The sequence below is a fragment of the Zobellia russellii genome, from assembly GCF_018728565.1.
Classification (GTDB): Bacteria; Bacteroidota; Bacteroidia; order Flavobacteriales; family Flavobacteriaceae; genus Zobellia; species Zobellia russellii.
Window position 1 is genome coordinate 38,839 of sequence record NZ_JACSOI010000011.1, and the last position, 24,746, is coordinate 63,584.

25 protein-coding genes are annotated in these 24,746 nt (G+C 37.8%); 15 read left to right on the forward strand and 10 right to left on the reverse strand.

Going from position 1 to position 24,746, the window contains the following annotated elements; translation table 11 throughout:
* Window positions 1-81: 81 nt before the first annotated feature.
* Window positions 82-393, reverse strand: a complete 312-nt coding sequence (locus tag H9565_RS18735; RefSeq protein WP_215441901.1) for a rhodanese-like domain-containing protein — start codon at window positions 391-393, stop codon at window positions 82-84.
* Window positions 394-553: 160 nt separating this feature from the next.
* Between H9565_RS18735 and H9565_RS18740 the strand changes: the two genes are divergently transcribed.
* From H9565_RS18740 to H9565_RS18785, 10 genes are all read left to right on the forward strand, one after another.
* Complete coding sequence (locus H9565_RS18740; protein ID WP_215441981.1) at window positions 554-1,003, forward strand: MarR family winged helix-turn-helix transcriptional regulator; 450 nt, start codon at window positions 554-556, stop codon at window positions 1,001-1,003.
* A 34-nt stretch (window positions 1,004-1,037) separates the two neighbouring features.
* Window positions 1,038-1,625, forward strand: a complete 588-nt coding sequence (locus H9565_RS18745) for a YceI family protein (protein ID WP_215441902.1) — start codon at window positions 1,038-1,040, stop codon at window positions 1,623-1,625.
* Between the two features lie 241 nt (window positions 1,626-1,866).
* Window positions 1,867-3,264: an anthranilate synthase component I family protein gene (locus H9565_RS18750; RefSeq protein ID WP_215441903.1), complete on the forward strand. Its 1,398-nt coding sequence runs from the start codon at window positions 1,867-1,869 to the stop codon at window positions 3,262-3,264.
* 2 nt (window positions 3,265-3,266) lie between these two features.
* Window positions 3,267-3,830: an anthranilate synthase component II gene (locus H9565_RS18755; RefSeq protein WP_215441904.1), complete on the forward strand. Its 564-nt coding sequence runs from the start codon at window positions 3,267-3,269 to the stop codon at window positions 3,828-3,830.
* Window positions 3,831-3,879: 49 nt separating this feature from the next.
* Window positions 3,880-4,875, forward strand: coding sequence for an anthranilate phosphoribosyltransferase (trpD, locus tag H9565_RS18760; protein ID WP_215441905.1), 996 nt, complete (start codon window positions 3,880-3,882; stop codon window positions 4,873-4,875).
* A gap of 27 nt (window positions 4,876-4,902) precedes the next feature.
* Window positions 4,903-5,685: an indole-3-glycerol phosphate synthase TrpC gene (gene trpC / locus H9565_RS18765; protein ID WP_215441906.1), complete on the forward strand. Its 783-nt coding sequence runs from the start codon at window positions 4,903-4,905 to the stop codon at window positions 5,683-5,685.
* A gap of 25 nt (window positions 5,686-5,710) precedes the next feature.
* Complete coding sequence (locus tag H9565_RS18770; RefSeq protein WP_246560810.1) at window positions 5,711-6,394, forward strand: phosphoribosylanthranilate isomerase; 684 nt, start codon at window positions 5,711-5,713, stop codon at window positions 6,392-6,394.
* A gap of 37 nt (window positions 6,395-6,431) precedes the next feature.
* Window positions 6,432-7,616 carry a tryptophan synthase subunit beta gene (gene trpB / locus H9565_RS18775; protein WP_215441907.1) on the forward strand — a complete coding sequence of 395 codons (1,185 nt, stop codon included), beginning with the start codon at window positions 6,432-6,434 and terminating at the stop codon, window positions 7,614-7,616.
* 77 nt (window positions 7,617-7,693) lie between these two features.
* Window positions 7,694-8,458: a tryptophan synthase subunit alpha gene (trpA, locus tag H9565_RS18780; RefSeq protein WP_215441908.1), complete on the forward strand. Its 765-nt coding sequence runs from the start codon at window positions 7,694-7,696 to the stop codon at window positions 8,456-8,458.
* A gap of 101 nt (window positions 8,459-8,559) precedes the next feature.
* Window positions 8,560-8,703 carry a hypothetical protein gene (locus H9565_RS18785; protein WP_215441909.1) on the forward strand — a complete coding sequence of 48 codons (144 nt, stop codon included), beginning with the start codon at window positions 8,560-8,562 and terminating at the stop codon, window positions 8,701-8,703.
* Window positions 8,704-8,758: 55 nt separating this feature from the next.
* On the opposite strand, the gene H9565_RS18790 is transcribed toward H9565_RS18785, so the two are convergent.
* The 3 genes from H9565_RS18790 to H9565_RS18800 form a co-directional block, all read right to left on the reverse strand.
* Window positions 8,759-11,305 (reverse strand): phosphoenolpyruvate carboxylase, encoded by a 2,547-nt coding sequence (locus H9565_RS18790; protein WP_215441910.1) that lies wholly within the window; start codon window positions 11,303-11,305, stop codon window positions 8,759-8,761.
* A gap of 311 nt (window positions 11,306-11,616) precedes the next feature.
* The gene (locus H9565_RS18795; RefSeq protein ID WP_215441911.1) at window positions 11,617-12,282 is read right to left on the reverse strand and encodes a uracil-DNA glycosylase family protein; all 666 of its coding nucleotides are present in this window, start codon (window positions 12,280-12,282) and stop codon (window positions 11,617-11,619) included.
* Window positions 12,283-12,298: 16 nt separating this feature from the next.
* Window positions 12,299-15,751 (reverse strand): pyruvate carboxylase, encoded by a 3,453-nt coding sequence (locus H9565_RS18800; RefSeq protein WP_215441912.1) that lies wholly within the window; start codon window positions 15,749-15,751, stop codon window positions 12,299-12,301.
* A 196-nt stretch (window positions 15,752-15,947) separates the two neighbouring features.
* Here H9565_RS18800 and H9565_RS18805 point away from each other — a divergent pair, with 196 nt between their 5' ends.
* Entirely contained in the window at window positions 15,948-16,076 is a 129-nt protein-coding gene (locus H9565_RS18805; protein ID WP_215441913.1) for a 30S ribosomal protein THX, read from the forward strand.
* Between the two features lie 81 nt (window positions 16,077-16,157).
* On the opposite strand, the gene H9565_RS18810 is transcribed toward H9565_RS18805, so the two are convergent.
* The 6 genes from H9565_RS18810 to H9565_RS18835 all read right to left on the reverse strand — a co-directional run bounded on the left by H9565_RS18810 (window position 16,158) and on the right by H9565_RS18835 (window position 20,699).
* Window positions 16,158-16,733 (reverse strand): hypothetical protein, encoded by a 576-nt coding sequence (locus tag H9565_RS18810; protein WP_215441914.1) that lies wholly within the window; start codon window positions 16,731-16,733, stop codon window positions 16,158-16,160.
* A complete protein-coding gene (locus H9565_RS18815; protein WP_215441915.1) occupies window positions 16,717-17,514 on the reverse strand; it encodes an alpha/beta hydrolase in 798 nt (265 codons plus the stop codon). Before H9565_RS18815 ends, H9565_RS18810 begins: the two co-directional genes overlap by 17 nt.
* A gap of 72 nt (window positions 17,515-17,586) precedes the next feature.
* Window positions 17,587-18,195, reverse strand: a complete 609-nt coding sequence (locus H9565_RS18820; RefSeq protein ID WP_215441916.1) for a Crp/Fnr family transcriptional regulator — start codon at window positions 18,193-18,195, stop codon at window positions 17,587-17,589.
* Window positions 18,196-18,211: 16 nt separating this feature from the next.
* On the reverse strand, window positions 18,212-18,973 hold the full coding sequence (gene yaaA, locus H9565_RS18825) for a peroxide stress protein YaaA (protein ID WP_215441917.1): 762 nt from the start codon (window positions 18,971-18,973) through the stop codon (window positions 18,212-18,214).
* Window positions 18,974-19,080: 107 nt separating this feature from the next.
* Window positions 19,081-20,106: an RluA family pseudouridine synthase gene (locus H9565_RS18830; RefSeq protein WP_215441918.1), complete on the reverse strand. Its 1,026-nt coding sequence runs from the start codon at window positions 20,104-20,106 to the stop codon at window positions 19,081-19,083.
* Window positions 20,107-20,111: 5 nt separating this feature from the next.
* Window positions 20,112-20,699 (reverse strand): PASTA domain-containing protein, encoded by a 588-nt coding sequence (locus H9565_RS18835; protein ID WP_215441919.1) that lies wholly within the window; start codon window positions 20,697-20,699, stop codon window positions 20,112-20,114.
* 94 nt (window positions 20,700-20,793) lie between these two features.
* On the opposite strand from H9565_RS18835, the gene H9565_RS18840 reads away from it, so the two are divergent.
* The 4 genes from H9565_RS18840 (at window position 20,794) to H9565_RS18855 (ending at window position 24,717) form a co-directional block, all read left to right on the forward strand.
* Entirely contained in the window at window positions 20,794-21,777 is a 984-nt protein-coding gene (locus tag H9565_RS18840; RefSeq protein ID WP_215441920.1) for a D-alanine--D-alanine ligase, read from the forward strand.
* 37 nt (window positions 21,778-21,814) lie between these two features.
* The gene (gene coaD / locus H9565_RS18845; protein WP_215441921.1) at window positions 21,815-22,270 is read left to right on the forward strand and encodes a pantetheine-phosphate adenylyltransferase; all 456 of its coding nucleotides are present in this window, start codon (window positions 21,815-21,817) and stop codon (window positions 22,268-22,270) included.
* A 202-nt stretch (window positions 22,271-22,472) separates the two neighbouring features.
* Window positions 22,473-24,326: a PAS domain S-box protein gene (locus H9565_RS18850; RefSeq protein ID WP_215441922.1), complete on the forward strand. Its 1,854-nt coding sequence runs from the start codon at window positions 22,473-22,475 to the stop codon at window positions 24,324-24,326.
* The gene (locus H9565_RS18855; protein ID WP_215441923.1) at window positions 24,313-24,717 is read left to right on the forward strand and encodes a response regulator; all 405 of its coding nucleotides are present in this window, start codon (window positions 24,313-24,315) and stop codon (window positions 24,715-24,717) included. The genes H9565_RS18850 and H9565_RS18855 overlap by 14 nt, the downstream gene beginning before the upstream one ends.
* The last annotated feature ends 29 nt before the right edge of the window (window positions 24,718-24,746 follow it).

Here is a 24,746-nt window from a genome sequence, read left to right on the forward strand (position 1 = left end):
AACAAGAAGTCCCCAAAGACACCCATACCGGACATCTATTGAGGACTCTATTTTATTGAAACTTTATGAGGATAAAAAAAATTATTCCCCTTCTACAGCTCCGTCCCAGTTCATAAAGCCACCTTCCAAATTATAGGCATTTTCTATACCTACACTGTTCATAATGGCACAAGCCTGACCGCTACGATTACCACTACGGCAATACACGTAGTAATTTTTGCTTTTGTCCAGCTTTTCTATCTCGTTCAAAAAATCCTGTCCAAGATAAAAATCTATATTGGTTGAGTTGGGTATATACCCTTCTTCTACTTCCTCAGGGGTTCTAACATCAAGGACAAATGCGTTATCATCCTTTTCTAGTTGCTCTTCCCATTCTTCTTGTGATAAATTCATAACGTTCTTTTTTATCGCTACCGCGGATATCAATTAAAATTCAAAATTACGGATTTTGATGCAAAGGCATTCCCAAAATATTTAACAAAAAATTACCGATTTAATATAACAGCAAATGAAATACAAAACATACATTTGTATATACAATAGTTGTAACAACATGAATGTTGAAAATATTATAAAGACCCAGAAAGAGATTCCTTTAAAAAGTAGAACGGTGATTCACCTTTTCTTGGTCAATACTATGATAACCGAAGCCTTAAGTACGGCATTGAAACCTTACGGTGTATCACTTCAACAATTTAATGTATTACGGATACTAAGAGGTCAAAATGGCAAACCTGCTAGTTTGGCTACACTTAATGAACGTATGGTCACCAAGATGAGCAACACCACACGTTTGGTAGACAAATTACTATTAAAAGGATATGTAGATAGAAAAGTATGCCCCTCCAACCGAAGAAAGGTAGAAATACGTATAACAGATGAGGGACATGAGGTTTTAAAACAAATGGACGCCTCAATGTCCAAAGCGGAAGACAAAGTGCTTCAAAATATTTCGGATAAAGAAATGGAACAACTTAACGCATTGCTTAATAAATTTGAATAGGAACACTAATTATTAATTAAATTTTAAATCAATTATGAAAAAAGGAGTATTTAGTTTAGCGCTTGCCTTGGTCTTTGGGGTAGCAACAGCAACAGCAACAGCAACAGAACCTGTAGCTGAAGAAAAAAAAGAAGTAAAAACAGATGCCAGTACCATTACTTGGAAAGCTTATAAGGTAACCGGGTCTCACTATGGTACCGTTAACCTTAAATCAGGAACTTTGATTTTTGATGGCGACAAACTTACCGGTGGTGAATTTGAAGCGGATATGACCACACTTGTGGCTACTGATCTTGAAGGGGAATCCAAAGGTAAATTGGAAGGACATCTAAAATCCGCAGATTTCTTTGCTACGGAGAAACACACAGCTGCAAAATTGGTTTTCACCAATGTAAAGGCTACTGGCAAAAATGCTTATGAAGTTACTGGTGACTTGACCATTAAAGGTATTACCAAGCCCGTAACTTTTGACGTTTCCGTTTACGGTAGCAAAGCAACTGCATCTGTAAAAGTAGACAGAACAGCTTATGATATTAAATATGGTTCTGGAAGTTTCTTTGAAAACTTAGGGGACAAAACTATTTATGACGAGTTTGATCTTGTGGTAGATTTGGAATTCTAAATTACTTTAAAAGCTTAAATACATGCCCTGCATTTTCACACGATTGCAGGGTTTTGTTTTTTTCAAACAATAGGTTTGTGGTTTTAAAAATGATTTCTATATTTGAGCCAATGAACAGAAATAACACAAATACTTGGTGGTGGAACAACTCTCGACAGATATCGTGAGCTAGCACCATTGTAGTAAAACTATATAAAGGCTTGTCATCACGACAAGCCTTTTGCATTTGAATACTATCAACATGAAGTACAAATTAAAATCTTATCACAAAAAAATTCTGGCAGATACCATTACGCCGGTAAGCGTCTATCTCAAAATTAGAGACCGCTTTCCCAATAGTATTTTGCTTGAAAGTAGCGACTACCATGCGACGGACAATAGTTTTTCGTATATCTGCTGCAACCCTATTGCCTCTATAAAAATAGAGAACGAAACTATTGTTGAACGTTTTCCCGATCAGACTTCCAACGAAACGGAAATAAATCCGGATACGGATGTTGTAAAGGTACTTCATGATTTCAGCAAAAAATTTGAGGCCGAAGAAAGTGATTTCAAATTCATAAACAACGGTATTTTTGGCTACATGGCCTATGATGCGGTACGTTATTATGAGGATGTTAAAATCAGTAAGAAAGACAACTCCGTAACCATCCCGGATATCTATTATGCGGTCTACCAAAACATCATTGCTATAGACCATCATAAGAACGAGGCCTATATTTTTGCACATTGCTATAACTCCGAGGAAAATACTGCCGAAATTGCACACATTTTAAACGTACGTACGTTTGCCTCCTATGATTTTTCCTTGGATGGAGAAGCCACTTCTAATCTAGAGGATGAAGAATACAGGGAACATGTGCGGTTGGCCAAGAAACATTGCCAACGGGGCGATGTTTTTCAATTGGTATTGTCTCGCCGTTTCTCCCAAGGTTTTAAAGGAGATGAATTTAATGTATACCGTGCACTTCGTAGTGTAAACCCTTCTCCCTATTTATTCTACTTTGATTATGGCGATTTTAAAATTTTTGGAAGCTCACCGGAAGCACAGCTTATTGTAAAGGATGGTAATGCTGAAATCCACCCTATTGCGGGAACTTTTAAACGCACCGGTAATGATGAACAAGATGCTATCCTGGCCAAAGAACTTACCGAAGACGATAAGGAAAATAGTGAGCACGTAATGCTTGTAGATTTGGCCCGTAATGATTTAAGCCGAAACGGAAGCATGGTAAAAGTTGCCAATTATAGAGAAGTTCAGTTCTTTTCCCACGTAATCCATTTAGTATCTAAAGTGGTGGGTCAGAAGAAAAAAGACATTCCTACCATGAAAGTGGTTGCAGATACATTTCCTGCCGGTACGCTTAGCGGCGCACCAAAACACATGGCCATGCAACTCATTGAAAAATATGAAAAAACAAGTAGGGGCTACTATGGCGGTGCCATTGGTTTTATGGATTTTGATGGCAATTTTAACCATGCCATTATGATCCGTACTTTCTTAAGCAAAAATCACCAATTGCATTACCAGGCGGGTGCAGGTCTTGTGGCCGCATCAGATCCGGAAGACGAACTTCAAGAAACATACAACAAATTAGGTGCATTGACCAAGGCATTGAAAATTGCTGAAACCATATAACCATGAAGAAGATTTTAGTAATAGACAACTACGATAGTTTTACGTATAATTTGGTTCATTATTTAGAGGACCTAGATTGTCAGGTTATTGTAAAACGTAACGACCAACTGACTTTGGAGGAGGTTGAAGCTTTTGATAAAATTGTGCTTTCACCAGGCCCTGGTATTCCAGATGAGGCAGGGCTTTTAAAAGAGATAATTGCCAAGTACGCTCCTACAAAGAGTATTTTTGGTGTGTGTCTGGGGCAACAGGCCATATGCGAAGTTTTTGGCGGATCTCTTATTAATTTAGATGAAGTGTATCACGGTATTGCTACGGAAATTACATTGACCAAAGACGATCCTAATTTTAAGGGACTTCCTAAAAAATTATTGGTGGGCCGCTACCATTCATGGGTAGTAGACCCTAATTTACCGGAAAGCCTAGAAGCCACTTCTATTGATGGAAACGGTCAGGTTATGTCCTTACGTCATAAAGTTTATGACGTTTCCGCAGTGCAGTTTCATCCAGAATCGGTTTTAACCCCAGAAGGCAAAACAATCCTGTCTAATTGGGTCAAGAATTAAATAAAACCGTTTCCCTGAGAACTTATTAAACAGTAGTTAGAACAGTATCATGAAAGAAACATTAAATAAACTTATCAATCACGATATTCTTCCCAAGGAAGAAGCAAAACAAGTATTGGTAAACATTGCTAAAGGAGATTACAATACAAGTCAGATTGCCGCATTCCTAACGGTATACATGATGCGTAGTATTACGGTAGATGAGCTGGAAGGGTTTCGTGACGCACTTCTGGAACTGTGTATGGCAATAGACCTTTCTGAATACGACCCTATTGACCTTTGCGGAACCGGTGGAGACGGAAAAGATACCTTTAACATTTCCACCCTTGCCTCCTTTGTAACGGCAGGAGCTGGAGTTCATGTAACCAAACATGGCAACTACGGGGTTTCATCAAAATGTGGAAGTAGCAATGTGATGGAATTTCTTGGTATAAAATTCAGTAATGAGGCAGATTTCTTGAAAAAATCCATAGAAGAAGCAGGTATCTGTGTTTTACACGCCCCTCTTTTTCACCCTGCCATGAAAAATGTTGGCCCTATCCGAAGGGAATTAGCAGTAAAAACGTTTTTTAACATGTTAGGGCCAATGGTTAATCCTGCATTCCCAAAAAATCAGATGGTAGGTGTTTTTAATTTAGAATTGGCCCGTATGTACGGCTACCTTTATCAAAACACCGATAAGAAATTTACCGTACTCCACGCTTTGGATGGGTATGACGAAATATCATTGACCGGAAATACAAAAACCATTTCCAACAACAGTGAAAGCATGTTAAAGCCAGAAGATTTTGGTGTGCAAAAAATACAGCAGTCCCAGATTGTGGGCGGCGACTCCATTGAAGATTCTGCTCAGATATTTATGAACGTACTACAAGGCCGTGGTACGGAAGCACAGAACAATGTGGTGTGTGCCAATGCTGGAATTGCCATTGCAACGGTAAAGAACCTAACTCCAAAAGAAGGTTTTGAAAAAGCCAAAGAATCACTTTTAGCCGGGAAAGGCCTAAATGCCTTAAGGAAGTTGCAAGAGTTGAGTAAAAATTAAAACAGTATTCAAGAGCTAATCATAAGCATGAACATTCTAGATAAAATAGTAGCCGACAAACGTAAGGAAATAGACCTTAAAAGCGCACTTATTCCAGTTTCACAATTAGAAAAATCGGTTTTGTTCTCGCGCAGTACGGTGTCTTTGAGCAATGCACTGCGGAACAGCAATAGCGGTATCATTGCGGAACATAAGCGTCGCTCTCCGTCAAAATCGGAAATCAACCAAGGGTTGAACGTTCAAGATGTAGCTACAGGATACGAAAATGGCGGAGTTTGCGGCATGTCCGTTCTAACGGATGGAAAATATTTTGGCGGTTCTTTAGATGACTTATTATTGGCCCGTGCAGCAGTTCAAATGCCTTTATTGCGAAAAGAGTTCATAATTAACGAATATCAAATTTTAGAGGCCAAAGCCCACGGAGCGGATGTCATTCTTCTTATAGCGGCCATCTTGTCCAAAGAAGAAATAAAAACGTTTTCAGAATTGGCAAAAAGTCTGGACCTAGATGTGTTATTGGAAGTACACAACGAAGCCGAATTGCACAAAAGTATTATGCCCAGCCTGGATATGCTTGGCGTCAATAACCGAAACCTAAAAACCTTTGAAGTGAGCTTGGAGACCAGCAAATCACTATCGCAACTAATTCCGGATGATTTTGTAAAGGTTTCTGAAAGCGGCATCAGTTCTATTGAGGCTATTCAGGACTTAAAACCTTACGGGTTCCGAGGATTTTTGATTGGGGAAAACTTTATGAAAACGGACAATCCTGGTGAGCACGCCAAGAAATTCATAAAACAATTGTCGTAATTGCGACCCAATAGCAATGACTAAAATGGACTATCATTACACGACCAAAAAAGAAGGGCCTTCTACCATAGAAAATGCCCCGATTAAACTGAAGGTGTGTGGTATGAAGAAAAATACATCTGAAATTGCCAACCTAAAACCGGACTATCTTGGTTTTATTTTTTGGGACAAAAGCAAAAGGCATTTTTCAGGCCCAATGAAACCTATACCCCATACCGTTAAAAAGATAGGTGTATTTGTAGACGCCAGTATTGAAACTGTAGTTGCTCGTATTGAAGATTACGAACTTTTATTGGTACAACTACACGGTTCCGAGAGTCCGGAGTACTGTGCGCAACTTAGGGCTAAAGCCAAGCAGGTACAAATTATAAAAGTGTTCTCAATCAAAAATAATTTTGATTTTGACATCTTGAAGCCGTACGAATCCGTGTGCGAGTTTTACCTTTTTGATACCAAGGGAGAATTACCGGGTGGCAACGGTTATGCTTTTGATTGGGGAGTACTTAAGGAATATCCCTCAACCAAACCTTATTTCCTTAGTGGCGGCATAGGTCTAAACGAAATAGATTCCCTAAAAGAATTTATGAAGAGACCCGAAGGAAAATACTGCCATGCTATTGATGTAAACAGTAAGTTTGAAATAGAACCGGGACTTAAGGATGTTGAGAAAGTAAAAGAATTTAAAAAAGAACTTGGCCTAAAACAGTAGTACATCTGTTGATGCCATTTACCTAATACGAATGAATATGAAAACGTATCAAGCGGACGAAAAAGGATATTATGGGGAGTTTGGAGGTGCTTTTATTCCAGAAATGCTCTACCCCAATACCGAAGAACTACGGCAGAACTATATTCGCATTATGCAGGAACCTTCCTTTAAGGAGGAGTTTGACCAGTTGTTGAAAGATTATGTAGGCCGCCCTACCCCGCTTTATTTTGCGGATAGACTTTCAAAGAAATACAACACAAAAATATACCTTAAGAGAGAAGACCTTTGCCATACCGGAGCACACAAGGTTAACAATACTATTGGTCAGATTCTTATGGCCAAGAAATTGGGCAAAAACAGAATTATAGCCGAAACAGGTGCCGGACAACATGGCGTAGCAACCGCAACGGTCTGTGCGCTTATGGGCATTGAATGCATCGTATACATGGGCGAAATTGATATTGCCAGACAAGCCCCCAACGTAGCCCGTATGAAAATGCTAGGAGCAGAAGTTAGGCCGGCACTCTCCGGAAGCAGAACTTTAAAAGACGCCACCAATGAAGCCATTCGGGATTGGATCAACAACCCGGTAGATACGCATTACATTATTGGTAGTGTTGTGGGACCACATCCTTACCCGGATATGGTAGCCCGGTTTCAATCCGTTATTTCGGAAGAAATCAAATGGCAATTAAAAGAAAAAGAAGGTCGCGAAAATCCAGATTACGTAGTGGCCTGTGTTGGTGGAGGAAGTAATGCCGCCGGTGCATATTACCACTATTTGGATGTTCCCGAAGTGGGTATCATAGCTGTGGAAGCGGCTGGTAAAGGAATAGATACTGGTGAAAGTGCCGCCACATCGGCATTAGGAAAAGTGGGTATCATTCACGGAAGCAAAACCTTATTGATGCAGACCGATGATGGCCAGATTACGGAACCCTATTCCATTTCTGCAGGATTGGATTACCCTGGTGTTGGACCAATGCACGCCAATTTGTTTGCATCGGGCCGTGGCGAATTTATATCGATTACGGATGAGGATGCTATGAATGCAGGATTGCTGTTGTGTAAGACCGAAGGCATTATCCCGGCCATAGAATCTTCACATGCATTGGCTGTTCTTGAACACCGAAAATTCAAGCCCGAAGATGTGGTGGTAATCAATCTGTCCGGTCGTGGTGACAAGGACCTCAACAATTACATTGAATTTTTTAATCTATAAAATATCTGGACTAGGTTATCCAAAGTAATTCGGGTTAAACTGGTCCATCCTCACAAAAGGAAATAGCATTTTAAACTATGGCTAATAGAATAAAAGAAAAACTAAACGAAGACGGAAAACTACTTTCTATCTATTTTACCGCAGGCTACCCCAAATTAGGAGATACTGTGAAAATTATTCAACAGTTGGAAAAAAACGGTGTGGATATGATTGAAATAGGGCTTCCTTTTAGCGATCCTCTTGCAGACGGCCCCACTATTCAACAAAGTTCCACTGCAGCGCTTAAAAACGGTATGACCACCGAGATTCTTTTTGATCAATTAAAGGATATTCGTGAATCTGTTTCCATTCCATTAATTATCATGGGGTATTTTAATCCTATGCTACAATATGGAGTTGAGGCCTTCTGTAAAAAATGTCAGGAAATAGGTATAGACGGACTCATTATACCCGATTTACCAGTTGATGTGTATCATAACGAATACAAAGCGACTTTTGAAAAATACGGCCTTATAAATGTATTCTTGATTACGCCACAAACTTCGGATGAACGTATTCGATTTATTGATTCGGTTTCGAACGGTTTTATCTATATGGTAAGTTCCGCTAGTGTTACAGGAGCACAATCCGGCTTTGGCGATGAACAGCAAGCTTACTTCCAACGCATTGCGGATATGAAATTGAACAACCCTCAAATTGTTGGTTTTGGAATAAGTAACTCCGAAACTTTTGAGCAAGCTACGAAATCTTCAAAAGGGGCAATTATCGGTTCGGCATTTATTAAACATTTGAACGGCCACGGTGTTGACGGAATTTCAACTTTTACCAAAACTATTAGATAATTCTCAGACTTTAACACTCCCTAACAAAGGTTTAAAAAGCCTTTAACCCTGATTGCCAATTACATTTCTTAGTTTAAGACTGAACTAAAAAACGTAACAACATGGGAATGATTGATGATAAGAGAAAATTTAAAAGAAAAGTAGAACAAAGTAATCCTACAAACCCAAACGGGAATACGGGTATTGACACCAATACCTTTGATATTGAAAAGGATACTATTAAAGATCAACAAAACAAGCAATAGTGCACAGCACTTTTAAAATAAAAAAGCCCTTACTCACGTAAGGGCTTTTCGTTTATTATGCCGAGTTTCTACTGGCGTTTATATTACCATAGAGCGAACGGGTGACGATTTTCTCATACTCATCCTTAAAGCTCGTTTCCTTTCCTATTTTTTGCAATGCAAATTGCTGAATAACCAACAACGGAAGAACAATGTTCTCTCGTATTTTAATGGATTCCCGAGAAACTGCTTCGTTTTCCATCAAAATTTTACTGCCTGATATCTGCAATAACATTTTCTTTGATAACTGATACTCTTCATGCAGTATATTCCAGAATGCACCGTATTCCTCATCTTGCTTCATGTATGAGGTCAACTCAAAATAACACTTGGAAAGTGACATCATACTATTGCTCATCAAAGCCTTAAAGAAAGGTACTTCTTTGTACAGTTTTTTAAGCTCAGACATTCTGCCTTCGTTCTTTATAGTTTGGATTGCCGTACCCAAACCAAAGTAGCCTGGTACATTTTGCTTCAATTGGCTCCATGAACCTACAAAAGAAATAGCCCTTAAATCTGTAAGTTCCAGTTTCTTCTTATTTCCTCTTTTGCCCGGTCTACTACCAATGTTAGCTTTTTGATAGTATTTTAAAGTACTTCTGTTCTCTAGGTAAGAAATAAACTTATCATGTTGCTTAAGCGCATCGTACTTCTCAAAACTAAGTTCAGAAAGTTGTTCTATTAATTTTCTATGTTCTTTGGAAATTACATTTTCCTTACCAAAAAGATTATTGGAAAGACCTGCGGTTAACAATTGTTCACTGTTGTGAATAAATTGCTCTTTGGTACCGTAGGTACTTGTAATGGTCTGTCCTTGTATAGTTAATTGAATTTCATGATTGGCAATACTCTTGGTCTGTGCCGCATAGAAACGGTGCGTTTTTCCTCCTCCACGGGCCGGTGGACCTCCACGACCATCAAAGAAAATAGCGTTAAATCCGTTTTTATCACAAACTTTGGAGAGGGTTTCTTTGGTTTTAAAAATCGCCCAGTTGGCCTTCAAATAACCGCCATCTTTTGTTCCATCGGAAAAACCGAGCATTATGGTCTGGTTGTTATTTCTTCTCTCTAAATGTGCTTTGTATTCAGGAAGGTTAAAAAGCGTTTGCATGGTGTTTTCTGCACCATCCATACCGTTCATAGTTTCAAACAAAGGCACGATATCAAAACTAATATCCTCTTTCTTCCAACCACACCATCTGAATAACCCAAAAACAAACAATACTGAAAAGATATCCTCCGAATTACTAATAATGTAACGGTTACAGCCATCCTCACCATTAGTGTCTTGAATACTCTTTAATTGTTTTATATTGGTAATGGTATCTTTTACGATATCTTCTGAGTAATCGCTTGCATTAACCGTCAAATCTTTATTGATCAAAAGGTCTACCAATGCATCTTGCGAAAGCTCACTGATATCTTCTTTAATCAAATTATTCTGCTTCAATATGCTTTCTATGGCCAAGACATGTTTGCTATGATCTTGTCTTACATCCAAGGTTGCAAAGTGCGTTTTGAAAATTTTCACCTTATCAATAAAGTTCTCCAACTCCTTTAAGTAAAGGCTGTGGTATTTACTGATCAATAGCTCTTTTATTTCAAGAAGTGGCTCTAGAATATCTGCATATCCTACTGTTTTCTTGGAATCGAACATAGCAGTATATAAGTTGCTACGAAGCTTTTGAATAGGCTCTTGAACATCTTTGAAGGTCAATTTTTTCTGAATGATCTTCAAATCATTATAATAGCACTTCATTAGGTTAAGACGTAGTTCATCTGCCACATCTTTAGTAATATCTGCAGTTACGAACGGATTTCCATCACGGTCGCCCCCTGGCCAAAAACCTAACTTCATTATGTTATGGTTCTCAAAATCGGCTTTGTTGATGTTCTCTTTGATATAGGCATATAAATCACCTACCGCGTTATAATACACGTGGCGCAAGAAGTAAATAATGTTCTTGGCCTCATCTAAAGGAGTAGGTTTTTTAGAGTTGATCAACGAGGTTAAACCTAACTGCTGCAAGGCTACATCTATATCATCTATTTTATCTTCAAGAATAAGAGAACGCAATTTTTCAATAATATCCAAAACTGCAGGTGTGTAGAACTGCGTTGGGTGCGCCGTTAAAACCAAACGAGCACTAAAAGATGATAATTTCTTGGACACCTTATCCCAGCTTTTGTTCTTATCAACCAATTCAAAATAATCCTTAATGGATAATGAACGGGTGTGTTCCTGTAGTTTAGGAAAAGCAGCGTCTTCAACACTATCATACAACACTACTTGTCTTTCTACGTACTGTATGATTTTGAACATAAAATCGATTTGGTCTTTCTCAGAATCGATATCTGCATAATTCTTAAAAAAACCTTCTAGAATTTCCTCGGGATTAAGACCTGAACCCAATCCTTTTTGGCACTGATCCAACAATAATGGAATAAGCATACCAACGTTCTCAATATTGCGATAAGGCAAATTTAAGAACAGGCTGTTGTAAACGTTAAACTTATTGTTGACCGATTTTTTAAACTCAACCAATCTTTCTGAATGCGGCATATGTTATTTTAAAATTTAAAGACAATTATATATCGATTTCGATTGGTAAATATCGGCAATAATCCATGACTATTACCACTCCAATACATCATATAACAAAAATACCACACTACACCACAAAAACAACAGCCTTGACAACAATAATTACCCGGCAACCTCATATCTAGGTACATTTACCATGTAATTAATACGGATTTAAATTTTTTCATTTTCATATAGTGTTCTCGTAAAAGAGTCTTGTCTTAACTGACAGGACTCTTTTTAGTTTACGGTTATATGAATTCTATTTTAATCTGGCTGAAGAGACCTTCTTAAGAGGTGAAAAATTCACGATACTGCATCACCCTAAAATCCAGTGTGTTAAAACTGGCATCTGCAGCTTTCATTCTTTTATACGCATCTAAACTGCCTACTGCCCTATTTGCTGCTCCTGATGGTGCCGTTAAAGAAACCGTACGAACCGTACGTTTGGATTTGGGCAACTGCAATTCGTAGACTCGTGGTACGTGTTCGGAAATTGTTTTTAATTTATGCCCTAAAGGTTTTAGAAGTCTCCTAAAAAAATATTCGGGTCCGTTTTTGCTATTACCCCCCATAAAGAGCACGGTTTTAAGGTTAGGGTACTGTTCCAAATAGAAAAGCAGGTCTCTTAAGCGCACATTTTGCATTCCTAAATCAGACGCATCTACTTTATAACGTTCGGCACTTTCTACAATATCACAAACGCCAATTTTATTCTTGAGTAAGAAATTCTTGCGTTGCTCAATAGCAAAATGGGTGTTTTCATATACCAACCCCAACTCAAAGATACGATCAAGTATAGGCCAAAGCATACCATTTCTACTTCCATAGCAAAAATCTACATCATCAGGCTTTAACTCTCCCGTAGTAAACCTAGGCGGTGGAAGCGTGCCAACGATTAACTTTTCCGTTTCTTCAAAAATAAAAGGCTCGTAAGGGTGTGCATGTAAAAACATAGATGCAAAAATACACCTATTTAAGCGTCAGCACCAAATCTTCCGAATTAACCAAAGAACCACCCTTTAATTGAATCTTGGCCACCACACCTTCTTCCGTAGCCGTTACCGTAGTCTCCATTTTCATGGCTTCAATAACGAACAATGGTTGGTTGCGTTTTACTTCCTGACCCGGTTTTACCAACACATTGGATAGTAAGCCTTGCAAGGGTGCCCCTATCTGTTTTGGATCGCTCGTATCCGCTTTTACATTTTCCTGTTTTTCTACCTTTACAGAGGTATCCTTGATCAGCACATTTCTCAACTGGCCATTGATCTTAAAGAAAATACTAACGTTGCCAGCCTCATCAGGTTCACCCTTGAGCATTAAAGAAATAAGTACGTTTTTACCACCTTCCAATTCTACCATTATCTCCTCACCCACATCCATACCGTAAAAGAAGTTCTTGGTAGGTATGTTCACTACATTACCATACTTTACATGATTGTTATAGGCATCCGTGAAAACTTTTGGATATAACTTAAAGGATAGAAAATCCGTCATTTCAAGTTCTCTTCCCATGCCCTTTTTAAACTTTCTTTTAAAAGCCTTGAACTCCTTGTCAAAATCTATAGGTTCCAAATGGGCATTTGGTCTATTGGAATACGGTTTTTCATCTTTTAAAACAATCTTTTGCAACTTTTTAGGAAATCCACCCACGGGCTGGCCCAAATCTCCGCGGAAAAAACTTTTCACAGATTCCGGAAAAGAAATATCCTGTCCTTTTTCCATTACATCCGTTACCGTGAGGTTATTGCTTACCATATACTGCGCCATATCTCCCACTACCTTAGAGCTAGGGGTAACCTTTACAATATCTCCAAACATTTGATTAACCTCAGCATACATTTTAGTAACCTCGGTAAATTTGGTCTCAAGACCTAAAGCTATGGCTTGCCCTTTTAAATTGGAATATTGTCCTCCTGGTATTTCATGCTGATATACATCTCCCGTTCCGGATTTTAACCCGGACTCAAAAGTGTAATAGTAATTACGAACAGCTTCCCAATAATCTGAATATTCGCTTAATTTTTCCGTATTCAATTTATGCTCCCGTTCGTTAAAGCGAAGCATTTCTACCACCGAATTAAAATTAGGCTGGGAAGTAAGTCCGGAAAGTCCCCCCAAAGCTACATCTACCACATCTACACCGGCCTCAATGGCCTTTAAGTAGGTAGCTGTCTGTACCGACGATGTATCATGGGTATGTAGATGGATGGGAATATTTATTTCGGATTTTAGTGCCTGAATCAACTCAAAAGCCGCATTAGGTTTCAAAAGTCCGGCCATATCCTTTACCCCAAGAATATGCGCTCCGGCGTTTTCTATATCTTTGGCCAACTGTACATAATACTTAAGGTCATATTTTGTTTTAGACGGATTTAAAATATCGCCTGTATAGCAGATAGAACCTTCCGCTAGACCGCCTGTTCGTTTTCGGACGTGTTCAATACAGGGCGCAAGGGACTTCATCCAGTTTAAAGAATCAAAAATTCTAAAAACATCCACACCCGTGTTCCAAGATTCCTCTACAAATTTCTCGATCAAGTTATCAGGATAAGCAGTATAACCAACTCCATTGGAACCACGGATTAGCATTTGCAACAACACATTTGGCATTGCCTTTCTCAAAAGAGCCAAACGCTCCCATGGATTTTCATGTAAAAACCTTAAACAAACATCAAAAGTTGCACCGCCCCAAACCTCCATGGAAAAAATCTCAGGGTGATTCTTGGCATAGCCTTCGGCTACTTTCATCATATCTACCGTACGCATACGTGTGGCCAGCAAACTTTGATGGGCGTCACGCATAGTAGTGTCCGTAAAATGGACTTTTTTCTCCGCTTTCAACCATTGTGCGAATTTTTCAGGCCCCATTTCCGTTAACAGGTCTTTTGTACCCTTGGGATAGGTATCTGCTTTTGAAAAAAACGGTACTTTTGGTTTCGTAAATTTACGGTTAGGGTCGTAATTTTTAACGTCCGGGTTTCCGTTTACAATAGTTTCCCCTAAAAATGTAATTAGTTTATTGGCCCTGTTCCTTGGCTCTACAAACTCAAAAAGTTTAGGCTCGTTCTTTATAAAGTTCACCGTTACTTTACCCTCACGGAAAGTATCATGTTTCAATATATTATCCAGAAAAGCCATATTGGTGTTCACACCACGAATACGGAACTCTGCCAAGGCTCTCCTCATTTTTCTGCAACAACCATCTAGCGTACGACTGCGCGCAGAAACCTTTACCAACATAGAATCAAAAAAGGGCGAAATAACCACACCTTGATAAATACTACCCGCATCTAAACGGATACCAAAACCAGAAGCACTTCTATACGTTGTAACTACACCATAATCTGGTTTAAAGTCATTGGAAGGGTCTTCTGTTGTAATTCTACACTGCAAGGCAATTCCCGTAACTTGAACGGACTCCTGATCGGGTATTTTAATTTGCGTGTCCGATAGTTTATACCCTCCAGCGATAAAAAGCTGCGCCTTTATTAAATCGATATTGGTAATCATTTCCGTAACCGTATGCTCTACCTGAACGCGTGGGTTTACTTCAATAAAATAGATACTACCATCATCATCTACCAAAAACTCTACCGTACCAATATTATTATAATCTACCGCCTTACATATAGCAATGGCGTATTTATAAAGACTATCCTTCGTTTCCTGGGGAAGCCCGATGGACGGAGCAAATTCTATTACTTTTTGATACCGTCTTTGCACGGAACAATCCCGCTCATAAAGGTGAACCATATTACCATGGGTATCCGCTACAATCTGAATTTCAATATGCTTGGGATTCTCCACAAACTTTTCCAAGAAAACGGTGTCATCACCAAAAGCATTCAACGATTCCCTTTTTGCTTCCGGAAATCCCTTTTTTAATTCCTCTTCAGTTCTTATAACCCGCATACCACGACCTCCACCACCAGAAGCCGCCTTTAGCATAAGCGGATAACCTATTCGCTTTGCTTCGGCAAGAGCAATTTTTATATCTTTTAAATCCTTATCACTACTTTGTATAATAGGAATGTTATTGGCAACCGCTACCTCTTTGGCCGTAATTTTATCACCCAACGCCCTTAATACGGAAACTTTAGGCCCTACGAATACAATACCGTTATCTGCACATTTCTGGGCAAATTTGGAATTTTCAGAAAGAAAGCCATACCCGGGATGAATGGCATCTACATTATTTTCCTTGGCCACTTTAATAATGGCATCAATATCTAAATAGGGTTTTAAAGGTTCATTATCTTCACCTATCTGATACGATTCATCGGCTTTATAACGGTGCAAGGAATACCGGTCTTCATAGGTATATATTCCAACGGTACGAACACCAATTTCAACACAGGCCCTAAAAATACGTATAGCTATCTCTCCTCTGTTCGCTACTAAAACCTTTTCTATTTTCATGTGTTGCGTTGTTTAAATTCGTACCTAAAAAACCGATTCAAACAAACTTAACTTTTTTGCTTTAGGATAACAATATGATATTCTTATAAATTATAGGAATTTTGTGAAGTTTCTTCTGACGAACAAAGTGACTTTAAGACCCTTCATTTGACATTCCCGACTTAATATTGTATGTTGAAGAAAAGAACTACATATTATGGGAAGAGGAGACAAAAAATCAAGAAGAGGTAAAATAGCAAATAGATCTTATGGAGCAAGGCGACCAAGAAAAATCAAGAGACGCCCCACCGTAGAAGAAAAAATTGATATAAAGAAAAAGAAATAATGGTTTCTAGATGTAAAGCGATTGGTTTTTACGCTGGGTTTATAGGATTATAGATAGCAGATAAGACTAGAATTGTTTTATTTATTTATGTCCAAAAGTTATTGTCCAGCCAATCCCGATTTGATATCCTGATTGCGCTTTATCACTAACTAAGGGAAAAAAACTGTAAAGCCCAAGACTACTGGTGCTACTAAGCTTATATTTTGGAGAAAAAGACAAGCCGTAGTTAAAAAAAGTTTCATTATTAGAAAAGTCCCTTTCAAAGCCTATTCGTTCATTGACCAAGGTTCCTTTTGTACTTGCAAAACTTACACCAATAGGTACTTCAGCACTTAACTGTATTTTATTAAAATTTAGAGTGTATCCAAAATTTGCCGTTGGTATTAAACGCATATCTACATCATTTTTTAAATATGCATCAGGCTCAGATTCTCCTTTAAAATCAAAATATGCAACCATTGAAAATCCCAAAGTAAAATGATGTTTATTTTGGGAAAGTGGTACAGTATATTTACCGTAAGCACCGTAATACAGAGCTTCATCACCAGCCGCGAGCACCCCTATCTCTGTTGAATTACCATTTGTTTTCTGCGCGCATAAAGCTGACCCAAAAAAGAGAAATAAAATAATCACTATTGCTTTAATCGATAAATACATAGTCCAATCCCTTTTTAAATATTTCACTAGCAGAACCACTGTGTCCACTTTTTTCTATTAATTCACTCCTATGCTTAAAATTTGGATAGTTTCTAGAATTGAGCCTTTCATTCATTTCCGCAAAGGATGCCAACATAACCCCACCTTCTAAGGTGCCCATACCATTGTAGAATTTCACGTCCAAATCGTTATGAGAATTAGCATAAGACTCCTCAAACTCAAATATAACCCCAGCATCATACCAATATGATGTACCGCTTGATATGAATTTATTGAAAGGGTTTGAAGCTCTTTCTTGAGCCATTACATATTGTGTAAATAGTCCACCAAAGGAATGGCCAAGTAGTGTTTTATTATTGGATGGATCTATACTGTACCTAGATTCTAATTCCGGTATTAATTCATTTTTAATAAATTGATAGAATTTTTCAGCACCACCAGAACCGTGGGCATAAGCTGTAGGAGTATAATCTCTATTTCTCTGATTGTTGTTACCAATAGCAACCAAAATACAAGAAGGTATACTTTCGCTTTGTACTTTATCCGATATAATACCGGCAATTGTATTAAACCTTGTGTCTCCGTCCAAAGCAATAATCAATTGATGTTTTGAATTGGTATTATAATTTTCCGGAAGAAATACATGAACAGGGTAACTGTCACTTATTATTGAAGACGCTACAACAAATTGTACCTTTTTACCATTGACTTCAAAACTATCATCATCATTAGAGCAGCTAAATAATAATATGGAGAGTATAAGAATTGTTCCAAGTTTCATAGCCTTAGACTTTGCTTCAAAAGTCCAAAATCTTTAAAACTTAAAACTTATCCCAAATCAAGAAATTACCTTCTAAGCGTTTTTTAGGTATGTTTTTTTAACCCTACTATAGGTTTCTGCAGTCATACCTAAATAATTGGCAATTAACTTTTGAGGTACCTCCTCTAAAAACCTTTTAGATTTAGAAATTGTATTCAAAAAAAGCTCATATTTTTTGTAGGCGTTCTTATGCTGTAGTATTAAAGATCTCTTTTCCCGCTCTAGGTGAACTTGTTCAAATAACTTCGTGTAAATAATAGAAAACGGGTGGCTTTCTAATAGAAGTTTATCTATATCTTCTTTTTCAAAATAGATAATTTCAGAATCAGTTAATGCTTCCTGTACTTGATCTGAAGGTGAGTTCTCCATATAACTTGTAAAGTTATTGAAACTCATACCCGCCAAAGAAAAATCGATTGTAAACAGATTATCTTCAATAATGGTGTACTGATGGATAAACCCTTTTAAAACTAAACTGGTTTTTGTTTCCACTTGCCCTATATCCAACAGAAATTCTCCCTTTTTTATTTTTTTCTTCCTTATAACCTTAGCCAAAGGCTCAAAATCTTTTTCAGTAAGAGGATATACCTGGTTGAAAAAATCAAACAGGATGTTTTCTTCAACAGAAAAGTGCTCTTTCATAAGGTTATTTTACTAACTACCTGATAAAAACGGGTTCGTTCTCCTTAACTGTATGGGCCTCACTGTATTCATACTCATCATAATTAAAGCCTTTAAGCTCCTCTAAAGTGTTCACATCTTTATCTATGATGTAACGCACCATAGAACCACGGGCTTTTTTCGCATAAAAACTGATGATTTTGAGCTTATCATTCTTCCAATCCTTAAAGACCGGAGTAATGATCGGTGCCTTCAACGTTTTTTTATCAATTGCACTAAAGTATTCATTACTTGCTAGATTAATGAAAAGTTCATCATCCTGCAGCTCTTCGTTTAATTTATTGGTCAGTGTCTTTTTCCAGAATTCATAAAGGTTCTTTTTTCGTCCCACCTTTAATTGCGTACCCATTTCCAGACGATACGGCTGCATTAAATCCAACGGACGAAGAATACCGTAAAGACCCGAAAGAATGCGTAGTCTTTCTTGTAATTTTTCCATTTTATGCGAAGGCATGGTATAAGCATCCAATCCTTGATACACATCACCATTAAAAGCATATATGGCAGGTCTCGCATTTTTTAAGGTAAAGGGCACCTCAAAATTCTGGTTCCTTTCATAATTTAATTGCGCCAAATTATCCGAAATGCCCATAAGCTCAGATAAGGCTTTAGGGTTTTTCTTTGCCAAAACTTTGTTCAGTTTTAAAGCTTCTTCCAAAAATTGAGGCTGTGTTTCCTTAAATCTAGGGTATTCTTTGTCAAAATCCAGTGACTTTGCGGGTGAGATAACAATCTTCATACTCGTGTCTATTTTCAAAAACGTAAGACAAAAATACTGATGATTATCAATATAACCTATGGCTCCAGAAAAGAGTTATCGATACGATTATCAATGTTATCTATGGATTAACTGCTGTGTTGTGCGTAATGCCTCCACTTTTCTATACACTCTACCATATCCTGAGGAATTTCAGAATCAAAACGCATCATCTTACCAGTTACGGGATGTACAAATCCTAAGGTTTTTGCGTGCAGCGCCTGACGCGGTAAAATCTTAAACGCATTGTCTACAAATTGCTTGTATTTGGTAAATGTAGTGCCCTTTAATATTTTATCCCCACCGTAGCGCTCATCATTAAAAAGGGTATGGCCAATGTACTTCATATGCACCCTAATTTGATGGGTACGGCCCGTTTCCAACTTACAGGATACCAGTGTTACGTACCCCAATCTTTCCGTAACGGAATAGTGGGTTACGGCTTCTTTGCCTTCTTCCCCATCAGGAAAGACCTGCATTTGCAAACGGTTCTTTGGGTTTCTTGCGATATTACCTTCTATAGTACCCTCATCATCTTGAACATTGCCCCAAACCAGAGCAACATATTCCCTTTCGGAAGTCTTGTCAAAAAATTGCTTTGCCAAATGGGTCATGGCTGCTTCTGTTTTTGCAACCACCAAAAGCCCTGAAGTATCCTTATCTATACGATGCACCAACCCTGGACGCTCATTACTGTTATTGGGCAAATCCTTTGTATGATGCAAAAGGGCATTAATAAGAGTCCCGGAATAATTTCCATGGCCGGGATGGACGACCATACCTGCAGGTTTGTTTACTACAAGAAGAACATCATCTTCGTAAACAACATCAATAGGAATATCTTCTGGAACTAAAAGAAACTCATGGGGCGGGTGCTCAAACAAAACCTTGACCTCATCGTTGGGCTTTACCTTGTAATTTTGCTTTACAATAGTACCATTTACCCAAATATGTCCATTTTTAGCGGATTGCTGTATTTTATTTCTGGTAGCATACTCTATAAAGTTCATTAAGAATTTATCTACTCTTAATGGCACTTGACCTTTTGAGGCTATGACACGATGGTGCTCAAAAAGCTCATCATCGTTCAATTCTTGATTTTCCGGTGTCTGCATCTAAATTATTCTGAATCTGCTTGAACCCTCGCCTCCTCGGTTATGGAACCATTGCCACAAACCAACTCAATTTTAGAAGTCTTTGGTAATTTATCGCCCGGCTTGATCTGCTTTCCTTTATATTTTATGTAATAGACCATGTCCTTACCCAATTGATCTATGTAGGTAACACGTTGCACATCTAGACCAACGGCACGTAACATAGATTCTGCATTACGCTGAGTAACCTGTATAATATTAGGAACAGAAACTTTTTTATAACCAGAAGGGTTTACCGTAAAATAAATTTTTCTATTTTCCTTAACCTTATTACCCGCAGGCGGATTTTGTTCTATAATGGAAAATCTAGGGTAATCCGGATTAAAATTTGCGGAATCCAGAACCTCATATCTCAATTTGGCCTCTTCAACAGATTTGCGCATTTCCGGCACGGACATTTTGGAAAAGTCGGGCACTTCTACAAATTCCCCGTGATTAGTGGTTGAATTTAACCAACGTAGCATAAAAAAAACAAATAAAATCAAGACCAACAGGGCCAAACCTATCTGGATAAAAAATACTTTACTTTTTAAAAAATTGAAGAAATTACGCATTGGGTTCCTTTTAACGCAACAAATATAGTGAACTCGTGTTGCTTTTTTTGTTTAATTTCGGTTTCGTTTTATCGAGTAAAATTTAAACGGTCGTATGAAGAAGAATATTGCCATTATTATGGGTGGCTATAGTAGCGAATATAAAATTTCGCTCAAGAGTGGAAATGTGGTACATAACTACATCAACAAACATAAGTTTAACACCCATCGTATTCACATTTTCAAAGAAAAATGGGTTTATGTAGATGATAATGAAAACGAACATCCTATAAACAAAAACGACTTTACCGTTAGTTTGGAAACGGGAACTTTACGTTTTGACTGTGTATTTAACGCAATACATGGTACACCAGGTGAAGACGGACTAATGCAGGCTTATTTTGAACTACTGGATATTCCGCAGACCTCATGTGATTATTACCAATCTGCACTTACCTTTAATAAACGCGACCTTTTAAGCGTGCTAAAACCTTACGGAATAAACGCCGCCCCATCCTATTATTTAAACTTGGGCGACGAAATAGATGAGGAAGCTATTATAAATAAGGTAGGATTGCCCTGTTTTGTAAAGGCGAACAAAGCCGGGAGTAGCTTTGGTATATCTAAAGTACATGAACAAGAGAATTTAAAGAGCGCTATAGAAAAAGCTTATAAAGAAGATGATGAAATTATTATAGAAGCTTTTTTAGACGGCACCGAAGTTTCCGTTGGCGTTATTACCTATAAGGGAGAAACCAAAGTATTACCTATTACCGAAATCGTATCTGAAAACGACTTCTTTGATTATGAAGCCAAGTACGAAGGAAAATCTCAAGAAATTACCCCTGCCCGTATTTCAAAAGTACAACAAGTAAAGGTTGAAGAATTGGCAAAGCGCGCTTATGAGATTTTAAAAATGAAAGGGTACTCTAGAAGCGAATTCATTTTTATTGGAGACGAGCCGTTCATGTTAGAGATGAACACAACACCTGGTCTTACTACCGAAAGCATCCTACCCCAGCAAGCGGAAAAAGCCGGGATTTCACTAGAAGAATTATTCACTAGTGCCGTGGAAGAAGCTTTAAATAAAAAAGGCTAACTTTATAAGAGAACAACTCCAACTAGAACATTCATACATGAGACGCGCTATATTCCCTGGTTCTTTTGACCCCCTTACTTTGGGGCATTCAGATATTATCCAAAGAGGCATTACCCTTTTTGATGAAATCATTATCGCTATTGGTGTAAATGCCGAAAAAAAATATATGTTTTCCTTAGAAGAGCGAATGAAGTTTATAGCCGAAGCCTTTAAAGATGAACCAAAAATAAAAGTCCTCACCTATGAAGGGCTCACTGTAGATTTTTGTAAGAAAGTAAATGCCGACTTCATCTTAAGGGGTTTACGAAACCCTGGAGATTTTGAATTTGAAAAGGCTATAGCGCATACAAACAGAAAATTGTCAGAAATAGAAACCGTGTTTTTATTAACATCTTCAGGAAAATCTTACATCAGTTCTTCAATAGTACGAGATGTAATTAGAAATGGTGGTAACTATACCAGTCTTGTACCTGATACTGTACGTATCTCATAATCATTTACTCTTCTTTCTATTATCTATTTTAAAATAAGGATTTATTAAATTAAATTTGTATTTTGTAGGTAAATACAACACATTGCAGTTTTTTGTTTGACCAAACAACCTTTTTTTTGAACAACACAACGAGTTTGATACTATTCACAACAAAGGTTTAGATATAAGGTCAAATGCATCTATTTTAGTCAGAAATTACACCATGACCTTGAACGGAACGAAAATTAGACTAAATAACCCCCTAGTAAAACAGCTGCCCACGGCCACTGTTTTCACGAACAAAAAGTTCGAGGTTATTTACGCGTCCGATAAGTTCCTTTCCAATTTTGAATTTGATTCAGAAACTACATTTGGCAAACCCATTAATGAACTTTTCACCACTCTAAGTGATAATTGGGAAAACACACTTTACCAATGTCTTTCAGACAAATCTAATGACACCAGTGTAAGCTATAATTTAAACAGTGCTACTGGCTCAAAATGGTACAAGTGGGCCTGCACGGCATGGCAAAACGAGACCCATGAAATTGTTGGTCTCATCATTCATTTTGAAGACATCACAGAAAAAAAGCTTCAAGAGGAGCAAGTAAACACACTTCAATCGCTTCTTGACGCCATGTGCGAAATAAGCAAAATAGGTGTTTGGGATTATGATATAATAAATGACAAACTTATTTGTTGTGATGTCATACGCCAAATTCATGATGTCCCGGAAGATTATGAATTTTCCTTTGACTCCGCCTTATCCGCATATAAAGACGGGTACAGCAGAAACACGGTATCTATGCTGGTTCATGAAACCATGACGAAAGGCACTAGTTGGAACGAAAAATTACAGTTTAAAACTTCTAAAGGAAAAGAAATCTGGGTTCAGGTAGCTGGTATGCCAACCTACTCAGACGGCAAAATTGTAGGAATAAAAGGAACTTTACAAAACATAGAAAAACAAGTTCAATCAGAAACAAAGACCAAAGAAAACGAACTCTTATTACGCACGTTAATAGATAATTTGCCACTAAACGTATTTATAAAGGATACGGAATCTAGAAAAATTCTAGTGAACAAATCGGAATGTGACTATATGGGCGTACAGAGCGCCGAAGAACTATTGGGCAAAAATGATTTTGAGCTTTTTAGTAAAGAGGTAGCCTTAATTTCCAGAGCAGAGGATTTACAGGTAATGGAAACCCTAACCCCCATGTTGGGCAGAGAGACCATTAATGAAACCAAAGACGGTAGGGTCTCAACTTTCCTTACGTCTAAAATACCGCTAAAAGGTAATAATGGTAAGGCCCAAGGACTAGTAGGTATTAGCATGGATATCTCTGACCTTAAACAAAAGGAACAAGAGCTTCGAGACCTAATCAACGTAACCTCGCAACAGAACAAAAAATTGGTAAATTTTGCTCATATCGTTTCGCATAATTTACGCTCGCACACCGCTAATTTCTCCATGCTATTGGATTTTCTTGCCAGCGAAAAGAACGAAGAAGAAAAGTCCAATATCATAAAAATGCTTACCCAAGCTTCGGACAATTTACTTGAGACTTTAGAAAACCTAAATGAAGTAGTAGCAATAAATACAAATATTAATCTTGAGAAAAAGCCAGTTCGGTTAAACCAGCGTATTGTTTCCGTAAAACGGAACTTAAAGGCATTTTTAATAAATCACGATGCCAAAATAGTAAACGCCATATCCGAGCATACCACTATTAAAGTCATTCCCGCATATATTGATAGCATCTTAATGAACTTCATTACAAATGCCGTTAAATATAGACATCCGGACAGACCACCTTTAATTACATTAAGCGCAATAAGCGAAAATGGGTACATAGTGCTTTCTATTGAAGATAACGGATTAGGTATTGATCTTAAAAAATACGGAAGCAAGTTATTTGGAATGTACAAGACCTTCCATGACCATAGTGATTCCAGAGGAATTGGTCTATACATTACCAAAAACCAAATAGAAGCAATGAACGGCAAAGTAACGGTTGCCAGTAAGGTAGGTGCAGGAACTACCTTCAAAATATATTTTAATGAACAAAATTGAGAGTATTTGTATTATTGATGATGACCCAATTACGGTATTTGGCATTCAAAAGATGCTGAGTCTTGTAGTTGATTGCAATGATATTACAGTATACCGTAATGGAAAGTTGGCGATTGAAGGTATTAAAAATAGGCTTCAGCAAAACAAAAAGGTACCACAAGTAATTTTCTTGGATATAAATATGCCAATTATGGACGGTTGGCAGTTCTTGGATGAATTTATAACTTTACCTCTTACAGAAAAAGTTAGGGTAAATATCATTACATCCTCAATAGACACCTTTGATTTGGACAACTGGGAAGATTTTAAAAAGAAAACCTGCCACACCATTACCTTTAACAACAAACCTATCCGTAAAGAACACGTTGCCGAGATTACCAAAATTGCATAGTAAAAGCTTACTCGTTTTTGCTTATTTTT

What these genes read in the sequence shown, in the direction of transcription:
- H9565_RS18735 (WP_215441901.1), bottom strand. Translation starts at nt 393, where the DNA reads ATGAATTTATCACAAGAAGAATGGGAAGAGCAACTAGAAAAGGATGAT.
- trpD (WP_215441905.1), top strand. Translation starts at nt 3,880, where the DNA reads ATGAAAGAAACATTAAATAAACTTATCAATCACGATATTCTTCCCAAG.
- yaaA (WP_215441917.1), bottom strand. Translation starts at nt 18,973, where the DNA reads ATGAAGATTGTTATCTCACCCGCAAAGTCACTGGATTTTGACAAAGAA.
- H9565_RS18835 (WP_215441919.1), bottom strand. Translation starts at nt 20,699, where the DNA reads ATGCGTAATTTCTTCAATTTTTTAAAAAGTAAAGTATTTTTTATCCAG.
- H9565_RS18830 (WP_215441918.1), bottom strand. Translation starts at nt 20,106, where the DNA reads ATGCAGACACCGGAAAATCAAGAATTGAACGATGATGAGCTTTTTGAG.
- H9565_RS18800 (WP_215441912.1), bottom strand. Translation starts at nt 15,751, where the DNA reads ATGAAAATAGAAAAGGTTTTAGTAGCGAACAGAGGAGAGATAGCTATA.
- H9565_RS18750 (WP_215441903.1), top strand. Translation starts at nt 1,867, where the DNA reads ATGAAGTACAAATTAAAATCTTATCACAAAAAAATTCTGGCAGATACC.
- H9565_RS18755 (WP_215441904.1), top strand. Translation starts at nt 3,267, where the DNA reads ATGAAGAAGATTTTAGTAATAGACAACTACGATAGTTTTACGTATAAT.
- H9565_RS18790 (WP_215441910.1), bottom strand. Translation starts at nt 11,305, where the DNA reads ATGCCGCATTCAGAAAGATTGGTTGAGTTTAAAAAATCGGTCAACAAT.
- H9565_RS18785 (WP_215441909.1), top strand. Translation starts at nt 8,560, where the DNA reads ATGGGAATGATTGATGATAAGAGAAAATTTAAAAGAAAAGTAGAACAA.
- H9565_RS18770 (WP_246560810.1), top strand. Translation starts at nt 5,711, where the DNA reads ATGGACTATCATTACACGACCAAAAAAGAAGGGCCTTCTACCATAGAA.
- coaD (WP_215441921.1), top strand. Translation starts at nt 21,815, where the DNA reads ATGAGACGCGCTATATTCCCTGGTTCTTTTGACCCCCTTACTTTGGGG.
- H9565_RS18740 (WP_215441981.1), top strand. Translation starts at nt 554, where the DNA reads ATGAATGTTGAAAATATTATAAAGACCCAGAAAGAGATTCCTTTAAAA.
- H9565_RS18820 (WP_215441916.1), bottom strand. Translation starts at nt 18,195, where the DNA reads ATGAAAGAGCACTTTTCTGTTGAAGAAAACATCCTGTTTGATTTTTTC.
- trpA (WP_215441908.1), top strand. Translation starts at nt 7,694, where the DNA reads ATGGCTAATAGAATAAAAGAAAAACTAAACGAAGACGGAAAACTACTT.
- H9565_RS18855 (WP_215441923.1), top strand. Translation starts at nt 24,313, where the DNA reads ATGAACAAAATTGAGAGTATTTGTATTATTGATGATGACCCAATTACG.
- H9565_RS18840 (WP_215441920.1), top strand. Translation starts at nt 20,794, where the DNA reads ATGAAGAAGAATATTGCCATTATTATGGGTGGCTATAGTAGCGAATAT.
- H9565_RS18795 (WP_215441911.1), bottom strand. Translation starts at nt 12,282, where the DNA reads ATGTTTTTACATGCACACCCTTACGAGCCTTTTATTTTTGAAGAAACG.
- trpC (WP_215441906.1), top strand. Translation starts at nt 4,903, where the DNA reads ATGAACATTCTAGATAAAATAGTAGCCGACAAACGTAAGGAAATAGAC.
- H9565_RS18745 (WP_215441902.1), top strand. Translation starts at nt 1,038, where the DNA reads ATGAAAAAAGGAGTATTTAGTTTAGCGCTTGCCTTGGTCTTTGGGGTA.
- H9565_RS18815 (WP_215441915.1), bottom strand. Translation starts at nt 17,514, where the DNA reads ATGAAACTTGGAACAATTCTTATACTCTCCATATTATTATTTAGCTGC.
- trpB (WP_215441907.1), top strand. Translation starts at nt 6,432, where the DNA reads ATGAAAACGTATCAAGCGGACGAAAAAGGATATTATGGGGAGTTTGGA.
- H9565_RS18810 (WP_215441914.1), bottom strand. Translation starts at nt 16,733, where the DNA reads ATGTATTTATCGATTAAAGCAATAGTGATTATTTTATTTCTCTTTTTT.
- H9565_RS18850 (WP_215441922.1), top strand. Translation starts at nt 22,473, where the DNA reads ATGACCTTGAACGGAACGAAAATTAGACTAAATAACCCCCTAGTAAAA.
- H9565_RS18805 (WP_215441913.1), top strand. Translation starts at nt 15,948, where the DNA reads ATGGGAAGAGGAGACAAAAAATCAAGAAGAGGTAAAATAGCAAATAGA.